This is a genomic window from Halomonas sp. PBN3, from assembly GCF_000475415.1.
GTDB lineage: Bacteria > Pseudomonadota > Gammaproteobacteria > Pseudomonadales > Halomonadaceae > Halomonas > Halomonas shengliensis.
Map to the genome: position 1 here is coordinate 54361 of NZ_AXCA01000152.1, position 26559 is coordinate 80919.

Here is a 26559-nt window from a genome sequence, read left to right on the forward strand (position 1 = left end):
CAGTAACGGGACACACAGGATCGCAACCGAGGCCCGGGCCGCCAGGCGTGGCCGGGGCAGCAACGCAGAGTGGAGAAAACCTATGGCCTGGAATGAGCCTGGTGGTGGTGGCAACCAGCACGACCCCTGGAGCGGGGGCGGTGGCCGCCGCGGAGGCGGTGGCAGCGGTGGCGGTGGCGGAGGCAACCAGCCGCCGGACCTGGACGAGGCCCTGAAGAAGTTTCAGGACAAGCTCAACGGCATGCTGGGTGGTCGCGGCGGCAAGAAGGGCGGCGGCGGTGGCGGCAACAAGGGCGGTGGCAAGCCGCGCAACGCCTTCACCCTGCCGGGCCTGCTGATCGTGGTGGCGCTGGCCATCTGGGCCGCCTCGGGCTTCTACCTGGTCGACCAGTCCGAGCGCGGCGTGGTGCTGCGCTTCGGCAAGTTCCAGGAGGTGGTGAGCCCGGGCCTGCAGTGGAACCCGCCGCTCGTCGATGACGTGCGCATGGTCAACGTCACCCGGGTGCGCTCGCTGACCCAGACCCAGTCGATGCTGACCCGCGACGAGAACATCGTCGAGGTCGAGATCTCGGCCCAGTACCAGGTCGCCCAGCCGCGCGACTTCGTGCTCAACGTGCGCAACCCGCAGCTCTCCATCGAGAACGCCCTGGACAGCGCCCTGCGCCACGTGGTCGGCGGCACCGACATGATCGATATCCTGACCTCGGGCCGCGAGATCCTCGGCAGCTCCGTGGCCAGCCGCCTGCAGTCCTACCTGGATAGCTACGGCACCGGCATCCGGCTGCAGACCATCAACATCGAGTCCACCTCGGCGCCGGCGCCGGTGATCGACGCCTTCGACGACGTCATCCGTGCCCGCGAGGATCGCCAGCGCACCATCAACCAGGGCATGGCCTACGCCAACGCCATCATCCCCGAGGCCCAGGGCCAGGCGCAGCGCATCGTCGAGCAGGGCCAGGGCTACCGTGAGTCGGTGGTCGCCGAGGCGCGCGGTCAGACCAACCGCTTCAACTCGCTGCTTGGCGAGTACCAGGACTCTCCGGAGGTGATGCGCCAGCGCCTCTACCTCGACGCCATCGCCGAGGTGTTCGGCAAGACGCCGAAGGTGCTGGTCGACGTGGCCGAGGATGCGCCGCTGATGTACCTGCCCCTCGACCAGATGGGCGGCGGCAGCGGCTCCCCCCGGCAGCAGGGCGAACAGGGCGAGCTCGACCCGCGGGTGCTCGAGCGCCTGCGCAGCAGCGAGGCGGGTAGCACCTCCTCGAGCAACAGCAGCAACACCGGTGGTATCCGCAGGGAGGGCCGCTAAATGATCAACAATCGTTCCCTGCTCATCGTCGGCGGCCTCGCCGCCGTGGCCTGGCTGGCCAGCAACAGCCTCTACGTGGTCGACGAGACCGAGCGCGCCGTCAAGCTGCGCTTCGGCGAGATCATCGAGGAGAACATCCAGCCCGGCCTGCACGTGAAGGTGCCGATCACCCAGACGGTGCGCAAGTTCGACACCCGGGTGCTGACCCTGGACACCGATCCCAGCCGCTACCTGACCCTGGAGCAGAAGGCGGTGATCGTCGACTCCTACGTTAAGTGGCAGGTGGTCAACCCGACCAAGTACTACGAGGCCACCTCCGGCGACGAGATGATGGCGGTGCGCCTGATCCAGCCGCGGGTCGACGAGAGCCTGCGTAACGAGTTCGGTCGCCTCAACCTGCAGCAGATCATCGCCGAGCGTCGCGACGACCTGATGACCGGGCCCACCGAGGACCTCGACGCGCTGCTGCGCGACGAGCTCGGGGTGGCGATCCTCGACGTGCGGGTCAAGCGCATCGACCTGCCCGACGACGTCTCCTCGGCGGTCTACGAGCGCATGCGCTCCGAGCGTGAGCGCGAGGCCCGCGAGTGGCGTGCCCAGGGCCAGGAGGAGGCCGAGCGCATCCGTGCCAACGCCGACCGTCGCCGCCAGGTGCTGCTGGCCCAGGCCAACGAGCGCGCCGAGACCCTGCGCGGTGAGGGCGACGCCGAGGCGGCCGCGCTCTATGACCAGGCCTACTCCCAGGATCCCGAGTTCTTCGCCTTCTGGCGCAGCCTGCAGGCGTACCGGGAGAGCTTCGATGGCGACCGCGACATGCTGGTGCTCGACCCCTCCAGCGACTTCTTCCGCTACCTGAAGAGCGCCATCCCCTCCGGCGAGGAGTGATGGCCAGACGCGCCGGGGTTCATCCCCGGCGCAAACGTGGTAGACTCCTGCAACCGGGCGTGGCCCGGTTTTTTTGTGGCCGTCCCCCGCCGCGACGCGCCCCCGAACTCTCGGCCGGAGCGCCCGTTTCCCGGCCATTTCACTGCCTTGCAGGAAGATTCACATGACCATCGCTGACCGCTGGCTGCTGCCCGACGGCATGGACGAGGTGCTGCCGCCCCAGGCGAGCCGCATGGAGGAGCTGCGCCGCGCGCTGCTCGACCTCTATCACCGCTGGGGCTACGACCAGGTGATGCCCCCCACCGCGGAGTTCCTCGACTCCCTGCTTACCGGCACCGGCTCGGACCTGGCGCTGCAGACCGTCAAGCTCACCGACCAGCTCACCGGCCGCATGATGGGCATTAGCGCCGACGTCACCCCCCAGGTGGCCCGCATGGACGCCCACTCCCTCAAGCGCCAGGGCCCGGTGCGGCTGTGCTACTGCACCAATGTGCTGCGCGCCACCCCGGACCAGCATCAGGGCGGACGCAGCCCGGTGCAGGTGGGGGTCGAGCTGTTCGGCCACGCCGGCCTCGAGGCCGACCTCGAGATCCTCAACCTGGCGCTGGCCTCGCTGACCGCCGCCGGCGCCGAGGAACTGCACCTGGCGCTGGGTCACATCGGCATCTACCGCAGCCTGGTGGAGGCCGCCGGGCTCGACGCCGACGCCGAGCGGGCGATGTTCGAGGCCCTCGAGCTGAAGTCGCCGGGCGAGCTCGCGGCGCGGGTCGCCGAGAGCGTGGCGGATCCGGCGCTGGCCGAGATGTTCATGGCGCTGGGGCGCCTGCACGGCGGCGTGGAGGTGCTCGACGAGGCCCGCGAGGCTCTCGCCGAGGCGCCCGCCCCGGTGGCCGCGGCGCTGGAGCAGCTGCGCGCCCTGCTGCGTGGCGTGCTGGCCGCCCACCCCGAGGTGGCCCTCTACCTCGACCTGGGGGAGCTGCGCGGCTACGCCTACCACACCGGCATGATGTTCGCCGTCCATGTACCCGGCTATGGCCAGGCGCTGGCCAAGGGCGGGCGCTATGATGACACCGGGCGCGCCTTCGGCCGCGCCCGCCCGGCCACCGGCTTCTCCATGGACCTCAAGCAGCTGGCCACGCTGTCGCCGGCCGAGCCGCCCCGCGACGGCATCTGGGCGCCGGCGGAGGGCGAGGGGCTGGCGGAGGCCGTGATGGCGCTGCGCGCCGAGGGCGAGCGCGTGGTGCAGGCGCTGCCCGGGCAGCGCACCGGCCCCGTGGAGCACCGCTGCGACCGTGAGCTGGTGCAGGCCGCTGGCCGCTGGCAGGCCGTGACACTGTAGACTGGGTTACCACCTTGGCGCGACGGCCCGCCGCCGCGCGGCAACGAGAGACGAGAGAGCAATGGGCAAGAACGTAGTCGTACTGGGCACCCAGTGGGGTGACGAGGGCAAGGGCAAGGTCGTCGACCTGCTCACCGAATCCGCCGACGCGGTGGTGCGCTTCCAGGGCGGTCACAACGCCGGCCACACCCTGGTGATCGACGGCGAGAAGACCGTCCTCCACCTGATCCCCTCCGGCATCCTCCGCCAGGACAAGATGTGCGTCATCGGCAACGGCGTGGTGCTGTCCCCCGAGGCGCTGATCAAGGAGATCCGCGAGCTGGAGGCCAAGGGCGTGCCGGTACGCGAGCGCCTGCGCCTGTCGCCGGCGTGTCCGCTGATCCTGCCCTACCATGTGCGCCTCGACCAGGCCCGCGAGAAGGCCCGCGGCGTGGCCAAGATCGGCACCACCGGGCGCGGCATCGGCCCCGCCTACGAGGACAAGGTGGCGCGTCGCGGCCTGCGCCTGGGCGACATGCTGCATCGCGAGCGCTTCGCCTCCAAGCTCGGCGAGGTGCTGGACTACCACAACTTCGTGCTGGTCAACTACCACGGCGAGGCGCCGGTGGACTTCCAGGAGGTCCTCGACGGCGCCATGCAGATGGCCGAGGAGCTGCGTCCCATGGTGGCCGACACCGTGAGCCTGGTGCATGGCGTGCGCCGCAACGGCGAGAACATCCTCTTCGAGGGCGCCCAGGGCTCGCTGCTGGACATCGACCACGGCACCTACCCCTATGTCACCAGCTCCAACACCACCGCCGGCGGCACCGCCACCGGTTCCGGCGTGGGACCGCTCTACCTCGACTACGTATTGGGCATCACCAAGGCCTACACCACCCGGGTCGGCTCCGGTCCCTTCCCCACCGAGCTGTTCGATGACCATGGCCGCCACCTGGCCGAGAAGGGCCACGAGTTCGGTGCCACCACCGGGCGGCCACGCCGCTGTGGCTGGTTCGACGCCGTGGCCCTGCGTCACGCGGTGCAGATCAACTCGGTCTCCGGCCTCTGCCTGACCAAGCTCGACGTGCTCGACGGCCTGGAGAACATTCGCGTCTGCGTCGGCTACCGCAGCAAGGATGGCGAGGTGCTCGACACCCCGGTGGACTCCGAGGGCTACGAGGCCATCGAGCCGGTCTACGAGGACCTGCCGGGCTGGAGCGAATCCACCCTGGGGGTGCGTCGGGTCGAGGACCTGCCGGCCAACGCGCGCGCCTACATCAGCTTCCTGGAGGAGAGGGTGGGGACCTCCATCGACATCATCTCCACCGGACCCGACCGCAACGAGACCATCGTGCTGCGCAACCCCTTCGGGGGCTGAGCGCGGCTGACCCGCCGAGATCCAGCAGGCCCCGCATCGCGGGGCCTGTTGCGCTTATGGGTTGCGCTCCGGGGGATCAGTAGTCGATACCGCGTCGCGCCTGGAGGCCGGCATTGAAGGCGTGGCGCACCTCCTGCATCTCGGTGACGGTGTCGGCCATGGCCAGCAGGTCGCGATGGGCGTTGCGCCCGGTGACGATCACGGTCTGCTCGGCGGGACGATTCTCGATGGCGCGCCGGACCGTGGCGATGTCCAGGTAGCCGAACTTGAGCATGTAGGTGATCTCGTCGAGCACCACCAGGTAGACCCCGGGGTCGGCCAGCATGCGCTCGGCGTCGGCCCACACCTCTTGGCAGGCGGCGGTGTCCGCCTCGCGGTTCTGGGTCTCCCAGGTGAAGCCGGTGCCCATGATGGCGACCTCGAGGTTGGGGTCCTCCACCAGCCGCTCGCGCTCGCCGCACTCCCACTGCCCTTTGATGAACTGCACCACCCCGACCCGGTAGCCATAACCCAGGGCGCGGGTGACGGTGCCCCAGGCGGCGGTGGTCTTGCCCTTGCCGTTGCCGGTGAAGACCAGCAGCAGGCCGCGCTGCTCGGTGGCGGCGGCCACCTTCTCGTCGACCCGGGACTTGAGTTTCTGCATCGCCTGGCGGTGGCGGGTATCGCGATCGTTCATCCTGGCTCCGTTTTCTGTACAAGGCTTGTCTAGGAGGGCGCAGCATACGCCAGCCGATGCCGCGCGTCAGCTCCCCTGACGTACCTGCGCCTCCAGGCGCGACAGGAACACTCCCATGATGCGTTCATAGAGGCCGCGGCCCAGCACGCTGTCCTCGATGCCGACGTCGATGTTGGGGTTGTCGTTGACCTCGATCACCACCACCCGCTCGCCGGCCTGCTTGAGGTCGACCCCGTAGAGGCCGTCGCCGATCAGCCGGCACGCCTTGAGCGCCGCCTTGATCACCGCCGGTGGCACCTCCTCGGGGGCGTGGGTGGTGAAGCCGCCGCTCTTCACCCGGCCACCGGAGTGGTCGTAGATCTGCCAGTGGCCGCGGGCCATGTAGTAGCGGCTGGCGAACAGCACCTGGCCATCCAGCACCCCGATGCGCCAGTCGTACTCGGTGGGCAGCCACTCCTGCACCAGCAGCAGGGCGGAGTCGCGGAACAGCCGCGCCGCCTCACGCTCCAGGGCCTGCAGACTCTCCACCTTGACCACGCCCCGGGAGAAGGCGCCGTCGGGCACCTTGAGCACCAGCGGGAAGCCCAGGTGCCCGACGCGCTCGACCAGGGGGCGGCGAAGGCGTCCTGTTCCTCGCCCACCAGGTCGCGCAGGGTCAGCGGCCGTAGGCGCGCCAGCCGCCACTGGTCGTGGCGACGGACCAGCCTGGCCTCCAGCAGCGGGCAGGGCAGCCGCTCGAAGAGCTTGCGCGCCAGGCGCTCGAGGCCCGGCTCGCGACACTCGCCGAACATCACCCTCAGGGTGAGGGTATCGCCGGCCAGGCGCTCGTGGCGGGCCAGGTCACCGAGCAGCGGGGCCAGGGTGTCCAGCTGCAGGTCGATCAGTGCCTTGCGCGACAGCTCGTTGAGGGTCTCCACCGTGGGCAGCACCCGCTGGCCGCGGGCCTGGGCCAGCAGCGAGACGTAGTAGCCGGTGCCCAGGTAGTCGAGCTCGCCGCACAGGTTGATCACGTGGGTGGTGCGCTCACCCTCGGCGGCGGCGCGGTGGCGTGGGTCCAGCGAGAGGTACGCCTCGGCGGTGATCAGGTCCTCGCTGGGGTAGTAGGGCTGCCAGTCGGCGAGGCGGTCGACGACGATACGCAAGGGGCACATGGGCGTGGGCTACCGGTCGATGGGGGAGGGCGGCGCGCGGCCGGACAGCGGCCAGCATGCTATCGCCGCACGGTGGCGACAAGCGCCTTCGTGGGTGAAAAGATTTGGTTCTTCGCAGACTGGCGTGAAAGTGAAGCCATCTTTGGCAGAGGCGGGATAGAGAAACGGCGGTAAATCCGAGTAAGCTGATATTCGCCAAAACGTCAGCCTACGGACACCGCCGTTGCCATGGATGCTACCCCGCTCTGCCTGTTCTGGAAAGGTTTCACCGTCACCCACCACGAGTTCCTGGATCCTCAGACGCTGCGGCTCCAGTTGGAGCCCGATGACCGGATCCCGCCGGTTTGCAGCGGCTGCGACCATGCCTGTTTCCTGGTTCATGACGTGCATCGCCGGCGCGTTCATGAGGCGCCACTGTTGATCTACCGGGTGGAGCTCGACGTCCCGGTACGCCGCCTGCGCTGCCCGGTTTGTGGCCCGACACGGGAGCGTATCGACTGGCTGCCGGGGCGCTCACCGGTCACCACCACGTTGCGCCAGTGGGTGGAGCGCCTGGTCACGTTGCTGCCGATTCGGCATGTCGCCGACCTGGTCGGCTTGCACTGGCATACCGTCAAGACCATTGACAAGCAGCGTCTGCAGCGCGACCTACCGGCACCTGACCCGAGTCGGTTACGGCGGCTGATGATGGATGAGTTCGCCCTGCACAAGGGGCACCGCTACGCCACGGTGGTCGCCTGCGCCGACACCCAGCAGGTGGTATGGGTGGGCGAAGGCCGCTCCCGCGAAGCAATCCGGCCGTTCTTCGAATGGCTGGGCGAGGCGCGTGAACAGATCGAGGCGGTCGCCATGGACATGAACTCAGCCTTTGATGCAGAGGTGAAGGACCAGTGCCCCAATGCCGAGGTGGTCTACGACCGCTTCCATGTGGTGGCCAAGTACGGACGCGAGGTGATGGACCGGGTTCGCGTTGATCAGGCCAACCAACTGCGCGACGACAAGGCCGCTCGCAAGGTCATCAAGGGAAGCCGCTGGCTACTGCTGCGCAACGCCGACAACCTCAAGCCCGAGCAGGCGGTCAAGCTGGAGGAGTTGCTGGCAGCCAACGCGTCATTGACCACGGCCTATGTGCTCAAGGACCAGTTGAAGACCCTGTGGTTTGCCGACGACGAGGCTACTGCCCGAAGCGCCTGGCAGGAATGGTACGAGATGGCCACCAGCAGTGGCATCGAGGCTCTGGGGCGCTTCGCCAAGCGACTGGCCCCGTACCTTGAAGGGATCCTGTCCAGTGCCCGGCACCGGCTAAATACCAGCGTGCTGGAGGGCATGAACAACCGGATCAAGGTCATGAAGCGGATGGCTTACGGGTACCGCGACACGGAGTACTTCTTCCTGAAGATCCGTGCCGCGTTTCCCGGCAAAGTGCGATGAACCAAAGATTTCATGCTGTCGCCCGGGTGACAGCGATCCTGGGTGCCACCAGAATCGGCGTGTTCCATGCGGAGTACCCGATGACCGTTCAGCTGCGCCGGGCCACCGGCCATGATCTCGATGCCCTCTACCGGCTGGAGGAGAGCGCCTTCAGCGGCGACCGCTTCAGCCGCCGCCAGCTCTGGCACCTGCTCAACCGCGCCCACGCCGAGACCTGGGTGCTGGAGCGCGACGCCGAGGCCCTCAGCCCGGCTCGGCTGCTGGGCTACGGCACCCTGCTGTTCCGCCACGGCAGCGACCGGGCGCGGCTCTACTCCTTCGGCATCCACCCCGACGCCCGCGGCGCTGGCCTGGGGCGCCGGCTGCTCGAGGCGCTGGAGGCGGCCGCCGTGGCCCGCGGCAGCGCCCGACTGGGCCTGGAGGTGCGGGTCGACAACCGCGTGGCCCTAGCCCTCTACCGGCGCATGGGCTTCCGGCTCGAGCGATGGCTGCCGGAGTACTACGAGGATGGCTGCGCCGCCTGGCAGATGGTCAAGGCGCTGGAGGCGGCGGCGGCCGCGCCCTGATAGAATCGCGCCATCCCTAACCCCCTATCGACACACCCAGGAGCCGTCATGCCCTCCTTCGATATCGTCTCCGAGTTCGACAAGCACGAGGCCAGCAACGCCGTCGACCAGGCCAACCGCGAGATCCAGTCGCGCTTCGACTTCAAGGGCGTCGACGCCGGCTTCACCCTGGAGGGCGACACCGTCAGCCTCGAGGCCGAGGTGGACTTCCAGCTCAAGCAGATGCTCGACGTGCTGCGCGGAAAGCTGATCGGCCGCGGCATCGATGCCCGCTGCCTCGACGTCCAGGAGCCGGTGCTCTCCGGGGTGCGCGCCCGCCAGCAGGCCCACCTCAAGCAGGGCCTGGAGCAGAAGGAGGCCAAGGACATCGTCAAGCGCATCAAGGACTCCAAGCTCAAGGTGCAGGCCCAGATCCAGGGCGAGAAGGTGCGCGTCACCGGCAAGAAGCGCGACGACCTCCAGGCGGTGATGGCGCTGCTGCGCGGCGAGCAGGGCCCCGACCTGCCGCTGCAGTTCGACAACTTCCGCGACTGATCCCGCCTCGGGCCCGCGGCTAAGGGCCCCATAGCCAGCCCCGATTGGCATGCCGGGCCCGCCTGCGCTTCAATGAAGAGATCGTCGGTAAGGGAGCGCCGGATGTCCGAGCTCAAACGCCTCGTCTACCTCGCCATCGCCGGCGTCGGCTTCGCGCTGGGGGTGGTGGGTGTGTTCGTGCCGCTGATGCCCACCACCTGCTTCATGCTGCTGGCGGTGTGGGCCGCCACCAGGAGCTCGCCGCGCCTGGCCGGCTGGATCCGCGCCCACCCGCGCTTCGGCCCCGCGGTGCTGGCCTGGGAGGGCGAGCGTGCCATCCCGCGCCATGCCAAGCGGCTCGCCGCCGCCATGCTGGCGCTGTCGATGCTGGTGCTGGCGCTCACCGTGAGCCTGCTGTGGCTTAAGCTCGCCCTGATCGCCGGCCTCGCCCTGCTCGGGGCCTGGATCGTCACCCGGCCGGAGCCGGCAGTGTGACGGGTGCTTTGAGTAGATCTGTCGAAGTGAGTTATCAGACGACAGCGAAAGGCGCTGGGGACAGGCCGAAGAGGGGGTCCTATGCCAGGGATGGCATCGGTAGCGCCCAGGGAGGGGTTCACAGCGCCCCCTCGAAGGCCTTTCCCCGGGAAAGCCTGGAGCGGTGCTTACAACTGCGATAGCCCTGGCGCTTTGAGGTCGGGGGGCGCGGCGCCGTACAATGGGGGCAATTCTCGACAGGAGCATCTCGCATGTCCGACCCCCAGGCGACCTACCTGAGCGACTACCGTCCCCCTGCCTACCGCGTCACCCACACCGAGCTCACCTTCGACCTCGACCCCGCCGCCACCCGGGTCAAGGCGCGCCTGCACCTCGAGCGTCACCCCGAGCGCACGGCCGGCGAGCCGCTGGTGCTCGATGGCGAGGGCCTGACCCTGGAGGCGATCGCCCTCGACGGCGAGCCCCTGGAGGCGGACGAGTACAGCCAGGACGAGGCGCGCCTGACGGTGCACCGGGTGCCCGAGCGCTTCCACCTGGACACCGAGGTGACCATCGCGCCCGAGGCCAACACCGCCCTGGAGGGGCTCTACCTCTCCAACGGCATGTACTGCACCCAGTGCGAGGCGGAGGGCTTCCGGCGCATCACCTTCTACCCGGATCGCCCCGACGTCATGGCCACCTTCGCCACCACGGTGATCGGCGGTGCCGGCGAGCCGGTGCTGCTCTCCAACGGCAACCCGGTGGAGCGCGGCGAGCTGCCGAACGGTCGTCACTTCGTCACCTGGGAGGACCCGCACCCCAAGCCCTGCTACCTGTTCGCGCTGGTGGCCGGCGACCTGAAGAAGGTCGAGGACGCCTTCACCACCATGAGCGGGCGTGAGGTGACCCTGCAGATCTGGGTCGAGGAGGAGAACCTCGACAAGACCGACCACGCCATGGCCTCGCTGAAGCGCGCCATGCGCTGGGACGAGGAGGCCTACGGCCGCGAGTACGACCTCGACCTATTCATGATCGTGGCGGTCAACGACTTCAACATGGGCGCCATGGAGAACAAGGGGCTCAACATCTTCAACTCGGCGGCGGTGCTGACCCATCCCCACACCGCCACCGACGCCGCCTTCCAGCGGGTCGAGAGCATCGTCGCCCACGAGTACTTCCACAACTGGTCCGGCAACCGCGTCACCTGCCGCGACTGGTTCCAGCTCTCCCTCAAGGAGGGCTTCACCGTCTATCGTGACCAGTGCTTCTCCGCCGACACCAACTCCCCGGCGGTCAAGCGCATCGAGGACGTCTCCTTCTTCCGCACTGCGCAGTTCGCCGAGGATGCCGGCCCCACCGCCCACCCGGTGCGTCCCGACCACTACATCGAGATCGGCAACTTCTACACCCTGACCATCTACGAGAAGGGTGCCGAGGTGGTGCGCATGCTGGCCAACCTGGTGGGCGAGGAGGCCTTCCGCCGCGGTAGCGACCGCTACTTCGAACGCTTCGACGGCCAGGCGGTGACCATCGAGGACTTCGTCGACTGCATGGCCGAGGCCTCGGGCCTGGATCTTTCCCAGTTCCTGCGCTGGTACTCCCAGGCCGGCACCCCGGAGATCGACGCCTTCGGCGAGTATGACTATGCCAAGGCCGAGTACCGCCTGATCCTGCGCCAGCGCACCCCGGTGACCCCCGACCAGCCCGACAAGCAGCCGCTGCACATCCCGGTGCGCCTGGGCCTCGTCGGCACCAAGAGCGGCCGCGACCTGCCGCTGACCCTGGAGGGCGAGGCGCTGGGCAGCGACGCCGTGATCCACCTGCGCGAGGCGGAGCAGGAGTTCCTGTTCACCGATGTCAGCGAGGCCCCGGTGCCCTCGCTGCTGCGCGGCTTCTCGGCGCCGGTGAAGCTGCGCTTCCCCTATGGCCGCGAGGACCTCGCCTTCCTGCTGGCCAACGACGGTGACGGCTTCAACCGCTGGGACGCCGGCCAGCGCCTGGCCATGCTGGCCCTGGACGACCTGATCGCCGCCCACCGCAACGGGGTGGAAAAGGTGATGGACCCGCGGGTGATCGAGGCCTTCCGTGGCCTGCTGGAGGGGGAGCCCGAGGATCGCGCGGTGCTCGCCGAGATGCTCACCCTGCCCAGCGAGGCCTATATCGCCGAGCAGCAGCCGCTGGTGGATGTCGACGCCATCCACGCCGCCCGGGAGTTCATGCGCCAGGGGCTGGCCATGGCGCTGCGCGACGACTTCCTGCGGGTCTATCGCGAGAACCAGCGCGACGAGGCCTATGCGCCGACCCCGGAGCAGATCGCCCGGCGCAGCCTCAAGAACGTGGCGCTGGCGTATCTCATGGCCATCGAGGACGAGGATGGCGTGGCCCTGGCCCGGGAGCAGTTCGAAGCCGACCACAACATGACCGATGTGCGCCACGCCCTGACCCTGCTGACCCACAGCCGCCGCGATGAGCTCAGCGAGCCGGCACTCAAGGCCTTCGGCGAGAAGTGGGCCCACGACCCGCTGGTGATGGACCAGTGGTTCGCCATCCAGGTGACCCGCCCGCAGGCCGACGTGCTGGAGCGGGTCAAGTTCCTGATGGAGCACCCCGCCTTCTCGCTGAAGAACCCCAACAAGGTGCGCGCCCTGATCGGCACCTTCGCCGCCCAGAACCGGGTCAACTTCCACCGCCTGGACGGCGCGGGCTACCGCCTGCTGGCCGACACCGTGATCGAACTCAACCGCCTCAATCCCGAGATCGCCGCGCGGCTGGTCACCCCACTGACCCGCTGGGCGCGCTTCGACGAGCCGCGCCAGGAACTCATGAAGGCCGAGCTCGAGCGCATCCGCGCCGAGGAGCTCTCGCCGAACGTCTACGAGGTAGTCGAAAAGGCCCTGGCCTGATTACCCGTTTCCCTGACAGCAAAAAAGCGCCGCCCCGAGGGGCGGCGCTTTCACGTCGGGATGGCGGTCAATAGATCAGCCAGCTCAACACCACGAAGCCCAGCAGCAGCCATACCAGGGTGGCGACGATGGCGCGGCGGGTGAGGGCGCGGAACGCCTTCCACAGCATCCACAGGCCGACCACCAGGATCAGCAGGCTGACGATGGAGGTGGAGATGCCCAGCGAGCCGGCCAGCCACTGAAGAAAGCCGCGGGCGGAGTCGCCGATGTTGGCGAAGAAGCCGGTCAGCAGGTCGACGACGAAGCGGATGACCTCGCCGAGCGTCCTGCCGACCCAGGTGAAGAACTCTTCCATGTGCGTAGTCCCTGACGTGTCGCGTAGCCGCTAACGGTAACCACCCCTGCCACGCTTGTCATCATCGGCCGGGGCCTCAGCCGAGGTGGCTGGAGACCGGCTCGATGCCTGACTCCTCGGCGGCACTGTCCGCCAGGGCCCGGCCCGCCTCGTCGTAGACGTGGAACACCGCGCTGGCACCCAGCTCCCGGATCGGCTCGATCTCTTCCGGGAACTCGACCACGGCGGTGATCTTGCCCGGGAACTGGCGCGAGCGCAGTTGCTTGAGGGCGAAGAGGTTACCGGCATGGTGAGGCATGGCCAGTACCACCATGTGCACGCCGGGTGACATCAGCAGCTTGTCCCAGAAGTCGGAATCCAGCGCATCGCCCTCCACGGCATTGAAACCGCGGCTGGAAAGCATCTTGATGCTGGCGGGGTTGCTGTCGATGCCCAGCACGCGCAGGCCATACTGCTTCTGCAGACGGCGATAGACGCTACGTCCGATGCGCCCCATCCCCAGCACCACGGCCTCGGCATCCCCCACCTCGATGGGGCGGTCGCTGGGGGAAAGCTCCCCGCGGAGCCGCTTGGGCAGGCGTGGCTCCAGCCAGCGATAGATGCCCTCGCTGACGGCATTGATCATCGCCGAGAGGCCGAAGCTCAGCGCCACGGCCAGCGAGATCACGATCAGCCAGTCCTCGCCGAGGAGTCCCCCCGAGACGGCGATGGCCCCCACGATCAGCCCGAACTCCGAGTAGTTGGAGAGGCTCAGGGTCGCCAGGATCGAGGTGCGGTTGCGCATCGGGAAGCGCATGAACACCAATTGGTAGAGCAGGCTCTTGAGGGGCAGCAGTGCCAGCAGCAGCAGCGCCATGCTCAGGTGGCTGAGCTCGGGCATGGCGGTGAGGCCGATACCCAGGAAGAACCCCACCAGCAGAAGCTCCTTGATGTTGAACATGGACCGCGCCAGGGTCTGGGCGGCGGGATGGGGCGCCAGCAGCAGGCCGATGATCAGGGCGCCGAGATCCCCCTTGACCCCGAGCGCCTCGAACAGGGAGTAGCCTAGCACCAGGGCGAGCAGCATCCCGAAGAGGATCTGCATCTCGCCATGGCCAAGGCGGTCGAGCAGTTGGCGCAGCAGCGGAGCGAGGGGGATCAGCAGTACCAGGCCCAGCGCCCAGACGCTGGGCAGCTTGCCGGTGGAGGCAGTGATGAACAGCACCGCGAAGATGTCCTGCATGATCAGCACGCCGATGGCGAGCCGGCCATAGGCGGTCTGGGTCTCGCTGCGCTTCTCCAGCACCTTGATCACGAACACCGTGCTGGAGAAGGAGAGGGCGAAGCCCAGCAGCAGCAGTGTCTGCCACTGGCTGTCGGCCAGCAGGCTCAGTCCCCAGCCCTTGAGCAGCGCCAGCAGGCCGAAGAACAGCAGCGACGAGCCCAGCATGTGCAGGGTGGCGCCGCCCCAGACATCTCCGCGCAGCAGGGTGCGCACGTCGAGTTTCAGGCCGATGGTGAACAGCAGCAGGGTGACCCCGATGTCGGAGATCAGGTCGAGCAGGGGCGTCCTGTCGAAGCCCAGGGCGTTGAGGAGGAAACCGGCGACCAGGAAGCCGACCAGTGGCGGCAGTCGGATGGCGATGGCGCCGAGGCCGCCGACGAAGGCGGCAAGGAGAAAGGCCGGTTCGATCATTCACGCTCCCTGTTCGATGGATCGGACATGCCCCACAGTTTACGGGAGCCGGCGGTGGAATGGCATGATTCGACGCCAGCCTGCCCTGGCGGTGTGACGCCGCCGAGACGGGACGGGCCTCGCCTTGCCGGTGTCGTCAGTCTGCCGGCGAGCGGCTAAGGTTAAGCGAGGGTGCCGCAGTCGGCGCCTGTCCCTTCACTCCCGGTCGAGGATGCCATGGACCTCTCGCTGATCCTGCCCATCGTGCTGCTGGTCGCCCTGCTGATCTATGCGGTCAGCATCTACAACCGCCTGGTGGCGCTGAAGAACCGCTTCCAGAACGCCTTCGCCCAGATCGAGGTGCAGCTCAAGCGGCGCCACGACCTGATCCCCAACCTGGTGGAGACCGCCCGCGCCTACATGGCCCACGAGCGCGAGACCCTCAGCGCGGTCACCGAGGCGCGCAACGCCGCCGAGGTGGGCCTCAAGCACGCCGCCGCCGCCCCCGGCAATGCCGCCGCCATGGCCGAGCTGGCCGGTGCCGAGGGGGCGCTGGGCGCCGCCCTGGGGCGCCTCAACGTGGTGATGGAGGCCTATCCGGACCTCAAGGCCTCGGAGAACATGCAGCAGCTCTCCGAGACCCTGACCAGTACCGAGAACCGCGTCGCCTTCGCGCGCCAGGCCTTCAACGACGCCGTCATGCAGTACAACACCTACAAGCAGAGCTTCCCGCCGGTGATCCTGGCGGCCTCCTTCGGCCACCGCGACGACGCCGCGCTGCTCGAGTTCGAGGACAGCGCCGAGATCCAGGCCGCGCCGCGCGTCAGCTTCTGAGGCTCGCGCCATGGACTTCTTCACCGCCCAGGATCGCGCCCGGCGCCTCTCCGGCCGGCTGGTCCTGCTGCTGCTGCTCGCCGTGGTGGCCCTGGTGGTGCTGACCTGCGTGCTGGTGGCGGTGACGGTGGTGGTGCTGAACCCGGAGCGGATGGGGGCCGGCGACCCGCTGACGGCGGCGCTGGAGCCGCGCCTCTTCGCCATGGTGGCGGGCGGCGTGGTGGCGGTGGTGGTGCTCGGCGGCCTGGTGCGCCATCTGCAGCTGCGTGCCGGGGGCTCGGCGGTGGCCGAGGCGCTGGGCGGGCGGCCGCTGGCGCTGGACACCCGCGACGAGGGCGAGCGGCGGCTGCTGCATGTGGTGGAGGAGATGGCCATCGCCTCGGGACTGCCGGTGCCCGCCGTCTACCTGCTCGACGACGCCGCCATCAACGCCTTCGCCGCGGGGCACGACAGCCACGATGCGGTGATCGGCGTGACCCGCGGGGCCATCGAGCACCTCGACCGCGACCAATTGCAGGGCGTCATCGCCCATGAGTTCAGCCATATCCTGCACGGCGACATGCGCCTCAACCTGCGCCTGGTGGCGCTGCTCCACGGCATCCTGGTGATCGGCCTGGCGGGGCTCGACCCACGCCTGCTCGATGCCGCCCACGAGCCCTTCGCGGCCCGGGCGCTGGTCTACGCCATCCTGATGGGCGTCGAGCCGGCCAGCCGCGAGGCCCAGCGGGCGGTGCTGGGGCGCCAGGCGCTGCCCGAGGTGGTGGCCGAGCTCGATGCCCTGGCCGAGCCCCTGGACCGGCTCTCGCCCGGCGACCGGCTGCCGCTGATCGAGCTCTCGCTGCCGGCGCTGCGCGCCCTGAGCCCCGCCCAGGGCGCGCGCTTTCGCAGCTGTCTGGATGGCCTGATGGCCGCCGAGACGGCGCCCGGCGCCCTGCAGTGGGCCCTGCATCGCCTGGTGCGTGCCGGGCTCGACGGCGAGCGGCGTGCGCTGCGCGACCGCCGGCTGGCCGACCTGGGTGGCCCGCTGTCGCGGCTGCTCTCCGCCCTGGCGCTGGCGGGTCACCCCGAGCCCGAGGCGGCGCGGGAGGCCCTGGCCGGCGTGTCCGCGGCGCTGGGCGTGCCCCTGGACTTCGTCGCCGAACCGGCGACGGCCGCGGAGCTGGAGTGGGCGCTCTCGCGGCTGGCACGGCTGCGCGACGCCGATCGCGCGCCGCTGGTCGCCGCCATGGTGTGCTGCGTGGCGCATGACGGCCGCGTCGCCCCCGAGGAGGCCGAGCTGCTGCGCGCGGTGGCCTGGAGCCTGGGCTGCCCGCTGCCGCTGGGCGAGCTCGACGCGGCCTGAGCGGGCGACTTGCGAGGCACGAGGCGCTCTGCTGCAATGTGTCTCCTTGAACACGCAGATGGAGTCGCCATGAGCACCCAACCCTGGAAACCGACCCTAGTGGCGCTGCTGCTGGCGCTGGGCCTGGCCGGCTGCGGCAACGGCGACGATCCCGCCCCCGAGGCCTCGTCAGGCGCCGAGGAGAGTGCCGAGGAGAGTGTCGAGGAGAGTGTCGAGGAGAGTGTCGAGGCCGCGCCGACGGAGCCGGCACCCGAGGAGCCCGTCGAGGCACCCGAGGCGGACGTGGCGGCCGAGGACGCCGGAGGGGCAGAGGCCGCCGTGGAAGGGGAGGGCGCGCCGGCCGGTGAGCCGGTCGAGGCCGATGCCGAGACGACGCTGGGGGCCTCGCCCGAGGCGACCCTGGAGGGGGAGGGAACCCTGACCGGCGAGGCGACCCGCGAGGACGTGGATGCCATCATCGAGGAGACCGAGAAGCGCTTCGAGGAGGCCCGCCAGCGCATCGACGAGCAGTTCGAGCAGGCCGAGCAGGAGGCCGTGGTGCCGGAGCCCATGGAGGGAGAGGCGGAGGTCGGGATCGACATCGACACCTCCCTCGACGAGGAGCCGCTGAGCGGGGAGGCGATGGGCGATGCCGAGGTCGACGCCTTCCTCGAGGAGCAGGAGCGCCGCTTCGAGGCGGCCCAGCGCGAACTGGAGCAGCAGTTCGAGGCGATGGAGCAGGAGGTGCCCGAGTTCGGCGACGATCAGGCTACACCCTGGGAGGAGGCGTCCGTGCCGGGCGAGGAGGCGACGCCCGAGGAGTGAGCGGTCGTAGGCTTCCGGCAGCACGACCCATGGCACCCAACGCGACGGGCCCACCGCCAGGGTGGGCCCGTCTCTTTCAGCGGCGGCTCAGCAGCAGTGCTGTCGCCGCGTCCGGCAATGCCTCAGTCGGCGGGCCGGATGTTGGAGGCCTGAAGGCCCTTCTTGCCCTGAGTCACTTCGAAGGTGACCTTCTGGCCGTCCTGCAGGGACTTGAAGCCTTCAGCCTGAATCTCGGAGAAGTGCGCGAACAGGTCATCGCCGCCGTCGTCCGGGGAGATGAAGCCGTAACCCTTGGTGTCGTTGAACCACTTGACAGTGCCAGTTGCCATTTGTCGATTTCCTTAACTTGCTAGATAGTGTTGCCGGCGCGGGCGTGACGTCACGCCGTTGCCGCGGTGCCTGGCGGGAAAAGAAGGAAGCGTGTTCAACTGACATCGTTCCATCCGGGACCAGCGCATCGTCTGCGGCGCCTCGGCTTACCGGCCTGGGTGCCCGCGGTGGGACGCCGGGAGCCGCTACCGAGCCCGCAAGGTCACTCTAGTTGGAAACCCCGGAAGCGTCCAGCACGCCCGGCCACCTCCCTTCACCCGTTTCGAGATCGACATGACCCATACCGCCATCGCCCCTCGCGACACCCACAGCAAGCTGCTCGGCTACCTGCTCTGGCTGTTCGGCTTCCTGGGGGCCCACCGCTTCTACTACGGCAAGCCGGTGACCGGCACCCTATGGTTCTTCACCCTCGGCCTGCTGGGCATCGGCTGGCTGATCGACCTCTTCCTGATCCCTTCCATGGATCGCCAGGCGGACCTGCGCTTCACCGCCGGGCCCATCAACTATTCCCTGGCCTGGCTGCTGCTGACCTTCCTCGGGGTGTTCGGCCTGCACCGCTTCTACCAGGGCAAGTGGCTCACCGGGATCCTCTACCTGCTCACCTTCGGCCTGCTGGGGCTGGGGGTGCTGTACGACTTCTGGACCCTCAACGACCAGATCTCGATGCGCCACGCGCGCCGGGCGGGCTAGCGCCATGCTGGTCGATGCGCAGTTCTGGCCCTTCCTGGTGGCGATCACCCTGCTTTCCGTCACCCCGGGAGTGGACACCCTGCTGGTGATCCGCAACACCGCCCGCGGCGGGGTGCGCGACGGGGTGCTCACCAGCCTGGCGATCTGCTGCGGGCTCTTCGTGCACGCCGCGGTCTCGGCGCTGGGGATCTCGCTGATCCTGCTGCAGTCGGCCTGGGCCTTCGGCGTGCTCAAGCTGGCGGGGGCCGCCTACCTGATCTGGCTGGGGCTCCAGGCGCTCCTCGCGGCGCGGCGCGGCCAGGGGCTGCCGGTAGCCGGGGTAAGCGGGGCACGCCAGACGGTGCCCGTCTGGCGGCCGCTGCGCGAGGGGCTGCTCTCCAATGTGCTCAACCCCAAGACGGTGGTCTTCTACATGGCCTTCCTGCCGCAGTTCATCGCCCCCGGCGACCCGGCACTGGCCAAGTCGCTGTTCCTGGCCGGGGTGCACTTCGTGATCGCCAACCTCTGGCAGGTGGGGGTGGCGCTGATGGTGGGCGGCGCCGGCCGGCTGCTGGCCAGCGCCGCCTTCGCCCGCTGGCTCAACGGCGTGACCGGCGCCGTGCTCATCGCCTTCGGCATCAAGCTGGCGCTGGAACGCCAGCCCGGCTAGTTGCGGGCCAGCAGCGAGCCGTCGTAGCGCACCGCCTTCTCGGCGTCGCTGAGCATCGCGACCCCCGTGCTGTCGCCGCCGTTGGCCAGGCTCTCGAAGATCGCCCGGTAGGTGAGTACCGCCTTGACGTAGCGGCGGGTCTCGCGGAAGGGGATGCGCTCGACGAAGAGGTCGAACTCGCTGCCGGCACTCTCCTCCAGCCAGCGGTCCACGCGGCCGGGGCCGGCGTTGTAGGCCGCCGCCGCGGCCAGGCGGTTGCCCCGGTAGCGTTCCAGCATGTCGCGGATGTAGGTGCTGCCCAGGCGAATGTTGAGCTCGGGGTCGAGCACGCCGTAGGGGCCGGGGTCGCCGATGCCGAGCTGGCGGGCCAGCTGGGTGGCGGTGCCGGGCATCACCTGCATCAGGCCGCGGGCGCCGGCCGGCGAGAGCGCCTCAGGGTTGTAGGCGCTCTCGCGCCGGGCGATGCCCATCAGCAGGTAGGGGTCGACCCCGGTCATCCGCCCCCAGTGCAGGAAGTGCTCGCGGTAGGCCTCGGGGAAGCGCCACGCCAGGGCATCCCACAGCTGCCCGGCGATGGTGGTCTGCACCAGCTTGGCGTGCCAGCCACGGCGGGCGGCGTAGTCGCCCAGGGCGCGCACCTCGCGCGGGCCGGCGCGGCGCACCGCGGCGTACCACTCGCTGGCGGCGAGTCCCGGCTCGCCGATGCGCATCAGCGCCTCGGTGCGGCGCACCACCGGCCAGTCGGCCACCTCGCGACGCTCGGCCTCGCCGATGGCGTTGCGCTCCAGGTTCAAGGCGTAGGGCTGGCCCAGGCGGTCGGCGGCGGCGAAGCCGAAGAAGCTGCGCTCCTCGGCCGCCCGGGCGTAGGCCGCCCGGGCCTCGCTGTCGCGCCCCAGCTGCTCCTGGGCGCGGGCGGCCCAGTAGTGCCAGCGGGCGTCATCGCGGGTCTCGGCATCCATCTCGGCGAGCCATGCCAGCACCCCGCGCCAGTCGCGCTCGGCAAGGGCGGTGCGCACGCGAAGCTCGAGGAGCTCCGGGGCGGGCAGCTGGGGGAGGGCGGCATCCACCCAGGCGCGGTTCTCGCGTACCTCGCGCACCAGCGAGTAGAAGATCAGGTCGCGCTCGATGGCCCGGCGGTGCTCGGGGGCGATCGCCAGCTGCGGGGCGATCTGGCGCCAGGCCGCCAGGGCCTGTTCGGTGTCGGCACGCACGTAGCCGTGCAGGGCGGCGGCGAAGAAGGGGCCGCTGCCCGCACAGTCGGGGCCCAGGCAGCGGGGCACCTGGGTCACCGTGGCGAACGACTGCTGCACCCGCTCGACGGCGGCGAGGGCGCCCTGCCAGCGGCTGCCCAGCAGCCGCCCCAGGTAGCGTGCCAGGCCGCTCTCGCCGGCCTGCCAGGCGAGCATCTGGCGCTCCCAGATCTCCGACTCACCGATCTCGCCACGGGCGCGCAGGGTATCGAAAAGGGTGTCACAGGCGTCGGGCTGGGAGCGCCCGACGCGCCACAGCTCACGCCCACCCTCGGCGGCCATGGCGGGATCGCGGTCGAGCAGGGCGGTGTAGTAGTAGCAGCGACGCGCGGTGCCCTCCGGCTCGCCGTCGGCCACCGTCAGCAGGTGGGCGCGACGCCCGGCATGGCCGTACTGGGCGATGGCCTGGCCGCGCAGCCACTCGGCCAGGGGCGAGTCGGCGTGGCGGTCGATGAAGTCGAGCACCTCACCGGGGGCGACCTCGGGGAGGCGGTCGCGCAGGCGATGGTAGGCCACGTAGCCGGCCAGCGGGTGGTCTTGGATGGCGGCCTGGTCGACCGCGGGCCAGTCGCCGGCCCGGGCGGCCGCCAGGGCCTCGCGCATGGCGCGGTCATCGGCCTGGGCGGCCTGGGGCGGCCAGGCCAGCGGCAGGCAGGCCAGGGCGGCGACGGCCAGGCCGCGCCAGGAGAGCAGGGTGGGGCGCAGGAACATGGCGAAGCCTCCAGCAGAACGTTGCACGATGCCTCATCCTCGCCCAGGGGCGGGGCGGCGGGATAGTGTCGCCCGGTCACGACAGGCCCGCGAGGGGGCGCGGCGGGCGCGGATCGCCTGTGGTACCTTCCTGCCTTGATAGCGGAGTTTGCCGCGACGGACAAGGAGAAGGCCCATGGCGCAGAAGGGTGGCAACCTGAAGACGCGGCTGCGGCGCCGCTCCCGGGTGCTGGCGCAGATCGCCCGGGCACTGCGGCTGTTCGTGCCGATGCTCAGGGACGTGCTGCGCGGGCGCTACCGCCCGGTGCCCTGGCCGGCCATGCTGTGGATGCTGGCGGCGCTGGCCTATCTGGTCTCGCCGCTGGACCTGATCCCCGACGTCCTGGTGCTGGTGGGGGTGCTCGACGACGCGGTGATCGTCGGCTGGCTGCTGACCCGGGTCGACGCCGCCCTGGCTCCCTATCGCGCCTGGCGCGAGGGCGGGGTGGGCGCCAACGAGGACGACGCCTCCATGACCTGATACGATCGTTTGATCGACCCGCGAGACGAGCCCGACCCGCATGACGTTCCCCACCGATGCCTCGCCCGACGCCGCCGACTGGCGGCGTGCCCTGACCCGCTTCGTGACGGTGATCCCCCACACCCGGGAGCTGGGCCTCGAGGTGCTCGCGGCCGGCCCCGAGGGGGTGCGCATGCGCCTGCCCTGGCACACGGACCTTACCGGCGACGCCGTGCGCGGCCTGGTGCATGGCGGCGTGCTGACCATGCTGCTGGATACCGCCTGCGGTTCGGCGGTGCTGCCGGCCCTGCCCGCCCCCGAGGTGTGTCCGACCCTGGACCTGCGCGTCGACCACTATCGCCCGGCGTTGGCCGGCGAGCCGCTCGAGGTGGAGGCCTGGACCCGACGGGTCACCGCCTCCATCGTCTTCACCGAGGGGCGCGTCTGGCAGGCGGGGCACGGCGACGTCGCCCGGGCCGTCGGCAACTTCGTGCGCCTGGGGCCGCGCAACACCCCGCCCGGTTTCGCCGCGGCGCTGTTTGCCGAGGAGGCCTCCCATGCCTGAGGGCTTTCATCGCGCCGCCTGGCTGGCGCGCACCCGCGACGACCGCGACCTGGCCGCCTGGCTGGCGCTGATCCCCTACGCCCGGCGCATCGGCGTCAGCGCCGAGCCCGATCCCACGGGCGACGGCCTGCGCTACCGCCTCGAGCCGCACCCGGGCAACGTCGGCAACGTCATGCTGCCGGCACTGCACGGCGGCGTGGTGGCGGCCTTCATGGAGACCGCCGCGACCCTCGACCTGATGCTGGCCACCCGCGAGCCGCGCCTGCCGCGGGTGGTGGACCTCTCCATCGATTACCTGCGCGCCGCGCGCCTCGCGCCCACCTTCGCCCGCTGCGAGCTGCTGCGCGAGGGGCGCCGGCTGGCCAATGTCACGGTCAGCGCCTGGCAGGCGCGGGAGACGGCCCCGGTGGCCACCGCGCGACTGCACTTCGTGCTGGGTGAGCCCGACGCCGAGGATCGTTGAGCCCTCCTGCCGCCTTGAAAAGCGTCCACCGACCCCCATATCGACTGCCGGTTACCCACATGCCGTCATGTCGAGAAGAGAGAGGGGTTCACGCCACATGACCACCGCGACGCACCACGAGGAGACCCTCGGCTTCCAGACCGAGGTGAAGCAGCTGCTCCACCTGATGATCCACTCCCTGTATTCCAACCGGGAGATCTTCCTGCGCGAGCTGATCTCCAACGCCGCCGATGCCTGCGACAAGCTGCGCTACGCGGCGCTGGACGACGACGCCCTCTACGAGGGTGACAGCGAGCTGCGCATCGAGATCGAGCACGACGCCGAGGCGGGCACCGTCACCGTGCGCGACAACGGCATCGGCATGAGCCGCGACGAGGTGATCAGTAACCTCGGCACCATCGCCCGCTCCGGCACCGCCGAGTTCCTCAAGCAGCTCTCCGGCGAGCAGCAGAAGGACGCCCGCCTGATCGGCCAGTTCGGGGTGGGCTTCTACTCCGGCTTCATCGTCGCCGACGAGGTCACGGTGCGTACCCGCAAGGCGGGCAGCGCGCGGGACGAGGGCGTCGAGTGGCGCTCGAAGGGCGAGGGCGAGTTCACCGTCGCCGATGTCGAGCGCGAGGCCCACGGCACCGAGATCGTGCTGCACCTCAAGGCCGATGCCCAGGAGTTCGCCGACGACTTCCGCTTGCAGAGCCTGGTGCGCAAGTACTCCGACCATATCGAGGTGCCGGTGCGCATGCCCAAGGTCGAGACCGCCCGCGACGAGGAGGGCAACGAGATCGAGGGCAGCGAGACGGTCACCTGGGAGACCGTCAACGAGGCCACCGCGCTGTGGGTGCGCCCCAAGGGCGAGATCTCCGACGAGGAGTACAAGGCCTTCTACAAGCACGTGGCCCACGACTTCTCGGACCCGCTGACCTGGAGCCACAACAAGGTCGAGGGCAAGCTCGAGTACACTAGCCTGCTCTACGTGCCGGGCCGCGCGCCCTTCGACCTCTATGAGCGCGACGGCGCCCGGGGCGTGAAGCTCTACGTGCAGCGCGTCTTCATCATGGACGACGCGGAGCAGTTCCTGCCGCTCTACCTGCGCTTCATCAAGGGCGTGCTGGATACCCGCGACCTGTCGCTCAACGTCTCCCGCGAGCTGCTGCAGCAGGACCCCCAGGTCGAGAAGATCAGGTCCGCGCTGACCAAGCGCGCGCTGGACATGCTCAAGAAGCTGGCCAAGGACCAGGAGGCTTACCAGACCTTCTGGAACACCTTCGGCAGCGTGCTCAAGGAGGGGCCGGCGGAGGACTTCGCCAACCGCGAGAAGATCGCCGGCCTGCTGCGCTTCTCCACTACCCACACCGACAGCGCCACCCAGGACCAGTCCCTGGCCGACTACGTCGAGCGCATGCCGGAGGGGCAGCAGAAGATCTACTACATCGTCGCCGACGGCTTCAATGCGGCGAAGTCCAGCCCACACCTGGAGATCTTCCGTAAGAAGGGCATCGAGGTGCTGCTGCTGCACGACCGCATCGACGAGTGGCTGATGAGCCACCTCCACGAGTACGACGGCAAGAGCTTCGTCGATGTCGCCAAGGGCGAGCTCGACCTCGGCGAGATCGAGGGCGAGGAGGAGAAGAAGGCCCAGGAGGAGACCGCCAAGGCCAAGGAAGACCTGGTCAAGCGGGTCCGCGAGGCGCTGGGCGAGAGCGTCCAGGAGGTCAAGGTGACCCACCGTCTCACCGATTCGCCGGCCTGCGTGGTGCTGCCCGAGCACGAGATGGGCTTCCAGATGCGCCGCCTCATGGAGGCCGCCGGCCAGAAGGTGCCGGAGGTCAAGCCGATCCTCGAGCTCAACCCCGAGCACGCGCTGGTGGCGCGCCTGGAGCAGACCGAGGGCGAGGGCTTCGCCGACCTGGCCCATGTGCTGCTCGACCAGGCGATCATCGCCGAGGGCGGTCACCTCGATGACCCGGCCGTCTACGTCAAGCGCCTCAACGCCCTGCTGAGCGCCTGACCCCACCGCGTCACCTTCTCCGCTGCAGGCCGCCTTCGGGCGGCCTGCGCGCTTTTGCCCTTGCCTTCCTGCCTCCCGCGGCGCACCGTTGTCGAGACGTTTCTGCCCCGGATGCTTGCCTTTTCATCGCCTTCGACGCATTTTCGACGGTTGTGCAATGCGGCATTGTCCGGTATGAATATCCGGTCTGACCTATGCAAGAATTCAATAACCAACCGGGAGATCCAACGTGAAGATTGGTGCACCCAGGGAGCTCGCCAAGGGCGAGGCGCGTGTGGCGCTGACCCCTGACAGCGCGCAGTTCATCCAGAAGCTTGGACATGACTGCCTGATCGAGAGCGGTGCCGGCGTGGCCGCCGGCTTCGACGACCAGGCCTATCGCGACGCCGGCGTGACCGTGGTCGACGGCGCCGAGGCGCTGTGGAACGAGGCCGAGGTGGTGATCAAGGTCCGTGAGCCCGAGGAGGCGGAGGTCAAGCACCTGCGCCAGGGGCAGACCCTGATCAGCTTCTTCTGGCCGGCCCAGAACGAGGAGCTGCTGGAGAAGTGCCGTGCCCAGGGCGCCACCGTGGTGGCCATGGACATGGTGCCGCGCATCTCGCGGGCCCAGAAGATGGACGCCCTCTCCTCCATGGCCAACATCGCCGGCTATCGCGCGGTGATCGAGGCGGGCAACAACTTCGGACGCTTCTTCACCGGCCAGGTGACCGCCGCCGGCAAGGTGCCGCCGGCCAAGGTGCTGGTGGTGGGTGCCGGCGTGGCGGGCCTCGCCGCCATCGGCACCGCCACCAGCCTGGGTGCCGTGGTGCGCGCCTTCGATGTGCGTCCCGAGGTGGCCGAGCAGATCGAGTCCATGGGCGCCGAGTTCCTGTTCCTCGACTTCGATGAGAGCCAGGACGGTGCCGAGACCGGCGGCTATGCCGCGCCCTCCAGCCCCGAGTTCCGCGAGAAGCAGCTGGAGTGCTTCCGCGAGCAGGCACCGGACGTGGACATCGTCATCACCACCGCGCTGATTCCCGGCCGCCCCGCGCCCAAGCTGTGGCTCGAGGACATGGTCAAGGCCATGAAGCCCGGCTCGGTGATCGTCGACCTGGCGGCCGAGAAGGGCGGCAACTGCGACCTCACGGTGCCTGACGAGAAGGTGGTGACCGAGAACGGCGTGACCGTGGTCGGCTACACCGACTTCCCGTCGCGCATGGCGACCCAGTCGTCGCTGCTCTACGCCACCAACATCCGCCACATGCTCACCGACCTGACGCCGGAGAAGGATGGCCAGATCGTCCACGACATGGAGGACGACGTCATCCGTGGCGCCACGGTGACCCACCAGGGCGAGGTCACCTTCCCACCGCCGCCGCCCAAGGTGAAGGCGATCGCCGCGGCGAAGCCCAAGCCCAAGGAGAAGGAGCCGACCCCCGAGGAGAGGAAGGCCGCCGAGCACGCCGCCTTCAAGGCCCAGACCAAGCGCCAGGTGACCCTGCTCGGCGTCGGCGGCGCGCTGATGCTGCTGCTCGGCCAGGTGGCCCCGGCCTCCTTCATGCAGCACTTCATCGTCTTCGCCCTGGCCTGCTTCGTCGGCTTCCAGGTGATCTGGGGGGTCAGCCACTCCCTGCACACGCCGCTGATGGCGGTGACCAACGCCATCTCCGGGATCATCATCCTGGGCGCGATCCTGCAGATCGGCTCGGGCAACGGCCTGGTGACCCTGATGGCGGCCATCTCGGTGCTGGTGGCGACCATCAATATCGTGGGCGGCTTCCTGGTGACACGCCGGATGCTGGCCATGTTCCAGAAATCGTGAACC

25 protein-coding genes and 1 pseudogene are annotated in these 26559 nt (G+C 69.4%); 19 read left to right on the top strand and 7 right to left on the bottom strand.

Features of this window, described 5'->3' with window-relative positions; translation table 11 throughout:
- Positions 1–82: 82 nt before the first annotated feature.
- The 4 genes from hflK (at position 83) to Q673_RS26025 (ending at position 4890) form a co-directional block, all read left to right on the top strand.
- The gene (gene hflK, locus Q673_RS26010; RefSeq protein ID WP_023005613.1) at positions 83–1309 is read left to right on the top strand and encodes an FtsH protease activity modulator HflK; all 1227 of its coding nucleotides are present in this window, start codon (positions 83–85) and stop codon (positions 1307–1309) included.
- The gene (hflC, locus tag Q673_RS26015) at positions 1310–2194 is read left to right on the top strand and encodes a protease modulator HflC (protein WP_023005614.1); all 885 of its coding nucleotides are present in this window, start codon (positions 1310–1312) and stop codon (positions 2192–2194) included.
- A 163-nt stretch (positions 2195–2357) separates the two neighbouring features.
- Entirely contained in the window at positions 2358–3533 is a 1176-nt protein-coding gene (locus Q673_RS26020) for an ATP phosphoribosyltransferase regulatory subunit (RefSeq protein ID WP_023005615.1), read from the top strand.
- A 61-nt stretch (positions 3534–3594) separates the two neighbouring features.
- Complete coding sequence (locus tag Q673_RS26025; protein ID WP_023005616.1) at positions 3595–4890, top strand: adenylosuccinate synthase; 1296 nt, start codon at positions 3595–3597, stop codon at positions 4888–4890.
- A gap of 76 nt (positions 4891–4966) precedes the next feature.
- Here Q673_RS26025 and cobO read toward each other — a convergent pair whose 3' ends face one another.
- The 3 genes and pseudogenes from cobO to Q673_RS37155 all read right to left on the bottom strand — a co-directional run.
- On the bottom strand, positions 4967–5566 hold the full coding sequence (gene cobO, locus Q673_RS26030; protein WP_023005617.1) for a cob(I)yrinic acid a,c-diamide adenosyltransferase: 600 nt from the start codon (positions 5564–5566) through the stop codon (positions 4967–4969).
- A gap of 66 nt (positions 5567–5632) precedes the next feature.
- A complete protein-coding gene (locus Q673_RS35980) occupies positions 5633–6346 on the bottom strand; it encodes an ATP-grasp domain-containing protein (protein WP_327050012.1) in 714 nt (237 codons plus the stop codon).
- A pseudogene (locus Q673_RS37155) lies at positions 6241–6717 on the bottom strand (RimK-like ATPgrasp N-terminal domain-containing protein); the annotation flags it as partial. The gene Q673_RS35980 and the pseudogene Q673_RS37155, both read right to left, overlap by 106 nt.
- A gap of 228 nt (positions 6718–6945) precedes the next feature.
- Between Q673_RS37155 and Q673_RS26040 the strand changes: the two are divergent.
- From Q673_RS26040 to pepN, 5 genes are all read left to right on the top strand, one after another.
- Complete coding sequence (locus tag Q673_RS26040; protein WP_023005620.1) at positions 6946–8148, top strand: ISL3 family transposase; 1203 nt, start codon at positions 6946–6948, stop codon at positions 8146–8148.
- A gap of 80 nt (positions 8149–8228) precedes the next feature.
- Entirely contained in the window at positions 8229–8714 is a 486-nt protein-coding gene (locus Q673_RS26045) for a GNAT family N-acetyltransferase (RefSeq protein ID WP_023005621.1), read from the top strand.
- Between the two features lie 48 nt (positions 8715–8762).
- Positions 8763–9248 (top strand): YajQ family cyclic di-GMP-binding protein, encoded by a 486-nt coding sequence (locus Q673_RS26050; protein ID WP_023005622.1) that lies wholly within the window; start codon positions 8763–8765, stop codon positions 9246–9248.
- Positions 9249–9350: 102 nt separating this feature from the next.
- Entirely contained in the window at positions 9351–9722 is a 372-nt protein-coding gene (locus Q673_RS26055; protein ID WP_023005623.1) for a YbaN family protein, read from the top strand.
- 251 nt (positions 9723–9973) lie between these two features.
- Positions 9974–12604 carry an aminopeptidase N gene (pepN, locus tag Q673_RS26060; RefSeq protein WP_023005624.1) on the top strand — a complete coding sequence of 877 codons (2631 nt, stop codon included), beginning with the start codon at positions 9974–9976 and terminating at the stop codon, positions 12602–12604.
- Positions 12605–12671: 67 nt separating this feature from the next.
- Here pepN and Q673_RS26065 read toward each other — a convergent pair whose 3' ends face one another.
- Both Q673_RS26065 and Q673_RS26070 read right to left on the bottom strand, forming a co-directional pair.
- Positions 12672–12959: a hypothetical protein gene (locus Q673_RS26065; protein WP_023005625.1), complete on the bottom strand. Its 288-nt coding sequence runs from the start codon at positions 12957–12959 to the stop codon at positions 12672–12674.
- A 76-nt stretch (positions 12960–13035) separates the two neighbouring features.
- A complete protein-coding gene (locus Q673_RS26070; protein ID WP_023005626.1) occupies positions 13036–14634 on the bottom strand; it encodes a cation:proton antiporter family protein in 1599 nt (532 codons plus the stop codon).
- Between the two features lie 216 nt (positions 14635–14850).
- Between Q673_RS26070 and Q673_RS26075 the strand changes: the two genes are divergently transcribed.
- From Q673_RS26075 to Q673_RS36710, 3 genes are all read left to right on the top strand, one after another.
- Complete coding sequence (locus Q673_RS26075) at positions 14851–15447, top strand: LemA family protein (protein WP_023005627.1); 597 nt, start codon at positions 14851–14853, stop codon at positions 15445–15447.
- Positions 15448–15457: 10 nt separating this feature from the next.
- Complete coding sequence (locus Q673_RS26080) at positions 15458–16789, top strand: M48 family metalloprotease (protein ID WP_023005628.1); 1332 nt, start codon at positions 15458–15460, stop codon at positions 16787–16789.
- A gap of 69 nt (positions 16790–16858) precedes the next feature.
- Positions 16859–17593, top strand: a complete 735-nt coding sequence (locus Q673_RS36710) for a hypothetical protein (RefSeq protein WP_023005629.1) — start codon at positions 16859–16861, stop codon at positions 17591–17593.
- 122 nt (positions 17594–17715) lie between these two features.
- On the opposite strand, the gene Q673_RS26090 is transcribed toward Q673_RS36710, so the two are convergent.
- A complete protein-coding gene (locus Q673_RS26090; protein WP_023005630.1) occupies positions 17716–17922 on the bottom strand; it encodes a cold-shock protein in 207 nt (68 codons plus the stop codon).
- A gap of 274 nt (positions 17923–18196) precedes the next feature.
- On the opposite strand from Q673_RS26090, the gene Q673_RS26095 reads away from it, so the two are divergent.
- Positions 18197–18613 carry an NINE protein gene (locus tag Q673_RS26095; RefSeq protein ID WP_023005631.1) on the top strand — a complete coding sequence of 139 codons (417 nt, stop codon included), beginning with the start codon at positions 18197–18199 and terminating at the stop codon, positions 18611–18613.
- 4 nt (positions 18614–18617) lie between these two features.
- The gene (locus Q673_RS26100) at positions 18618–19262 is read left to right on the top strand and encodes a LysE family translocator (RefSeq protein WP_023005632.1); all 645 of its coding nucleotides are present in this window, start codon (positions 18618–18620) and stop codon (positions 19260–19262) included.
- Here Q673_RS26100 and Q673_RS26105 read toward each other — a convergent pair.
- Positions 19259–21223, bottom strand: coding sequence for a transglycosylase SLT domain-containing protein (locus Q673_RS26105; protein ID WP_023005633.1), 1965 nt, complete (start codon positions 21221–21223; stop codon positions 19259–19261). The two genes, Q673_RS26100 and Q673_RS26105, sit on opposite strands and share 4 nt — an antisense overlap.
- A 175-nt stretch (positions 21224–21398) precedes the next feature.
- On the opposite strand from Q673_RS26105, the gene Q673_RS26110 reads away from it, so the two are divergent.
- From Q673_RS26110 to Q673_RS26130, 5 genes are all read left to right on the top strand, one after another.
- Complete coding sequence (locus tag Q673_RS26110; protein ID WP_023005634.1) at positions 21399–21743, top strand: YkvA family protein; 345 nt, start codon at positions 21399–21401, stop codon at positions 21741–21743.
- A gap of 40 nt (positions 21744–21783) precedes the next feature.
- Positions 21784–22287: a PaaI family thioesterase gene (locus tag Q673_RS26115; RefSeq protein ID WP_023005635.1), complete on the top strand. Its 504-nt coding sequence runs from the start codon at positions 21784–21786 to the stop codon at positions 22285–22287.
- The gene (locus tag Q673_RS26120; RefSeq protein ID WP_023005636.1) at positions 22280–22750 is read left to right on the top strand and encodes a PaaI family thioesterase; all 471 of its coding nucleotides are present in this window, start codon (positions 22280–22282) and stop codon (positions 22748–22750) included. Before Q673_RS26115 ends, Q673_RS26120 begins: the two co-directional genes overlap by 8 nt.
- Before the next feature lie 97 nt (positions 22751–22847).
- Positions 22848–24755, top strand: coding sequence for a molecular chaperone HtpG (gene htpG, locus Q673_RS26125; protein ID WP_023005637.1), 1908 nt, complete (start codon positions 22848–22850; stop codon positions 24753–24755).
- Positions 24756–24984: 229 nt separating this feature from the next.
- Positions 24985–26556: a Re/Si-specific NAD(P)(+) transhydrogenase subunit alpha gene (locus Q673_RS26130; protein ID WP_023005638.1), complete on the top strand. Its 1572-nt coding sequence runs from the start codon at positions 24985–24987 to the stop codon at positions 26554–26556.
- Positions 26557–26559: the final 3 nt, after the last annotated feature.

Excerpts from the sequence above, each read along its gene's own strand:
- hflK (WP_023005613.1), top strand. The coding sequence starts at position 83 with ATGGCCTGGAATGAGCCTGGTGGTGGTGGCAACCAGCACGACCCCTGG.
- hflC (WP_023005614.1), top strand. The coding sequence starts at position 1,310 with ATGATCAACAATCGTTCCCTGCTCATCGTCGGCGGCCTCGCCGCCGTG.
- Q673_RS26020 (WP_023005615.1), top strand. The coding sequence starts at position 2,358 with ATGACCATCGCTGACCGCTGGCTGCTGCCCGACGGCATGGACGAGGTG.
- Q673_RS26025 (WP_023005616.1), top strand. The coding sequence starts at position 3,595 with ATGGGCAAGAACGTAGTCGTACTGGGCACCCAGTGGGGTGACGAGGGC.
- cobO (WP_023005617.1), bottom strand. The coding sequence starts at position 5,566 with ATGAACGATCGCGATACCCGCCACCGCCAGGCGATGCAGAAACTCAAG.
- Q673_RS26040 (WP_023005620.1), top strand. The coding sequence starts at position 6,946 with ATGGATGCTACCCCGCTCTGCCTGTTCTGGAAAGGTTTCACCGTCACC.
- Q673_RS26045 (WP_023005621.1), top strand. The coding sequence starts at position 8,229 with ATGACCGTTCAGCTGCGCCGGGCCACCGGCCATGATCTCGATGCCCTC.
- Q673_RS26050 (WP_023005622.1), top strand. The coding sequence starts at position 8,763 with ATGCCCTCCTTCGATATCGTCTCCGAGTTCGACAAGCACGAGGCCAGC.
- Q673_RS26055 (WP_023005623.1), top strand. The coding sequence starts at position 9,351 with ATGTCCGAGCTCAAACGCCTCGTCTACCTCGCCATCGCCGGCGTCGGC.
- pepN (WP_023005624.1), top strand. The coding sequence starts at position 9,974 with ATGTCCGACCCCCAGGCGACCTACCTGAGCGACTACCGTCCCCCTGCC.
- Q673_RS26065 (WP_023005625.1), bottom strand. The coding sequence starts at position 12,959 with ATGGAAGAGTTCTTCACCTGGGTCGGCAGGACGCTCGGCGAGGTCATC.
- Q673_RS26070 (WP_023005626.1), bottom strand. The coding sequence starts at position 14,634 with ATGATCGAACCGGCCTTTCTCCTTGCCGCCTTCGTCGGCGGCCTCGGC.
- Q673_RS26075 (WP_023005627.1), top strand. The coding sequence starts at position 14,851 with ATGGACCTCTCGCTGATCCTGCCCATCGTGCTGCTGGTCGCCCTGCTG.
- Q673_RS26080 (WP_023005628.1), top strand. The coding sequence starts at position 15,458 with ATGGACTTCTTCACCGCCCAGGATCGCGCCCGGCGCCTCTCCGGCCGG.
- Q673_RS36710 (WP_023005629.1), top strand. The coding sequence starts at position 16,859 with ATGAGCACCCAACCCTGGAAACCGACCCTAGTGGCGCTGCTGCTGGCG.
- Q673_RS26090 (WP_023005630.1), bottom strand. The coding sequence starts at position 17,922 with ATGGCAACTGGCACTGTCAAGTGGTTCAACGACACCAAGGGTTACGGC.
- Q673_RS26095 (WP_023005631.1), top strand. The coding sequence starts at position 18,197 with ATGACCCATACCGCCATCGCCCCTCGCGACACCCACAGCAAGCTGCTC.
- Q673_RS26100 (WP_023005632.1), top strand. The coding sequence starts at position 18,618 with ATGCTGGTCGATGCGCAGTTCTGGCCCTTCCTGGTGGCGATCACCCTG.
- Q673_RS26105 (WP_023005633.1), bottom strand. The coding sequence starts at position 21,223 with ATGTTCCTGCGCCCCACCCTGCTCTCCTGGCGCGGCCTGGCCGTCGCC.
- Q673_RS26110 (WP_023005634.1), top strand. The coding sequence starts at position 21,399 with ATGGCGCAGAAGGGTGGCAACCTGAAGACGCGGCTGCGGCGCCGCTCC.
- Q673_RS26115 (WP_023005635.1), top strand. The coding sequence starts at position 21,784 with ATGACGTTCCCCACCGATGCCTCGCCCGACGCCGCCGACTGGCGGCGT.
- Q673_RS26120 (WP_023005636.1), top strand. The coding sequence starts at position 22,280 with ATGCCTGAGGGCTTTCATCGCGCCGCCTGGCTGGCGCGCACCCGCGAC.
- htpG (WP_023005637.1), top strand. The coding sequence starts at position 22,848 with ATGACCACCGCGACGCACCACGAGGAGACCCTCGGCTTCCAGACCGAG.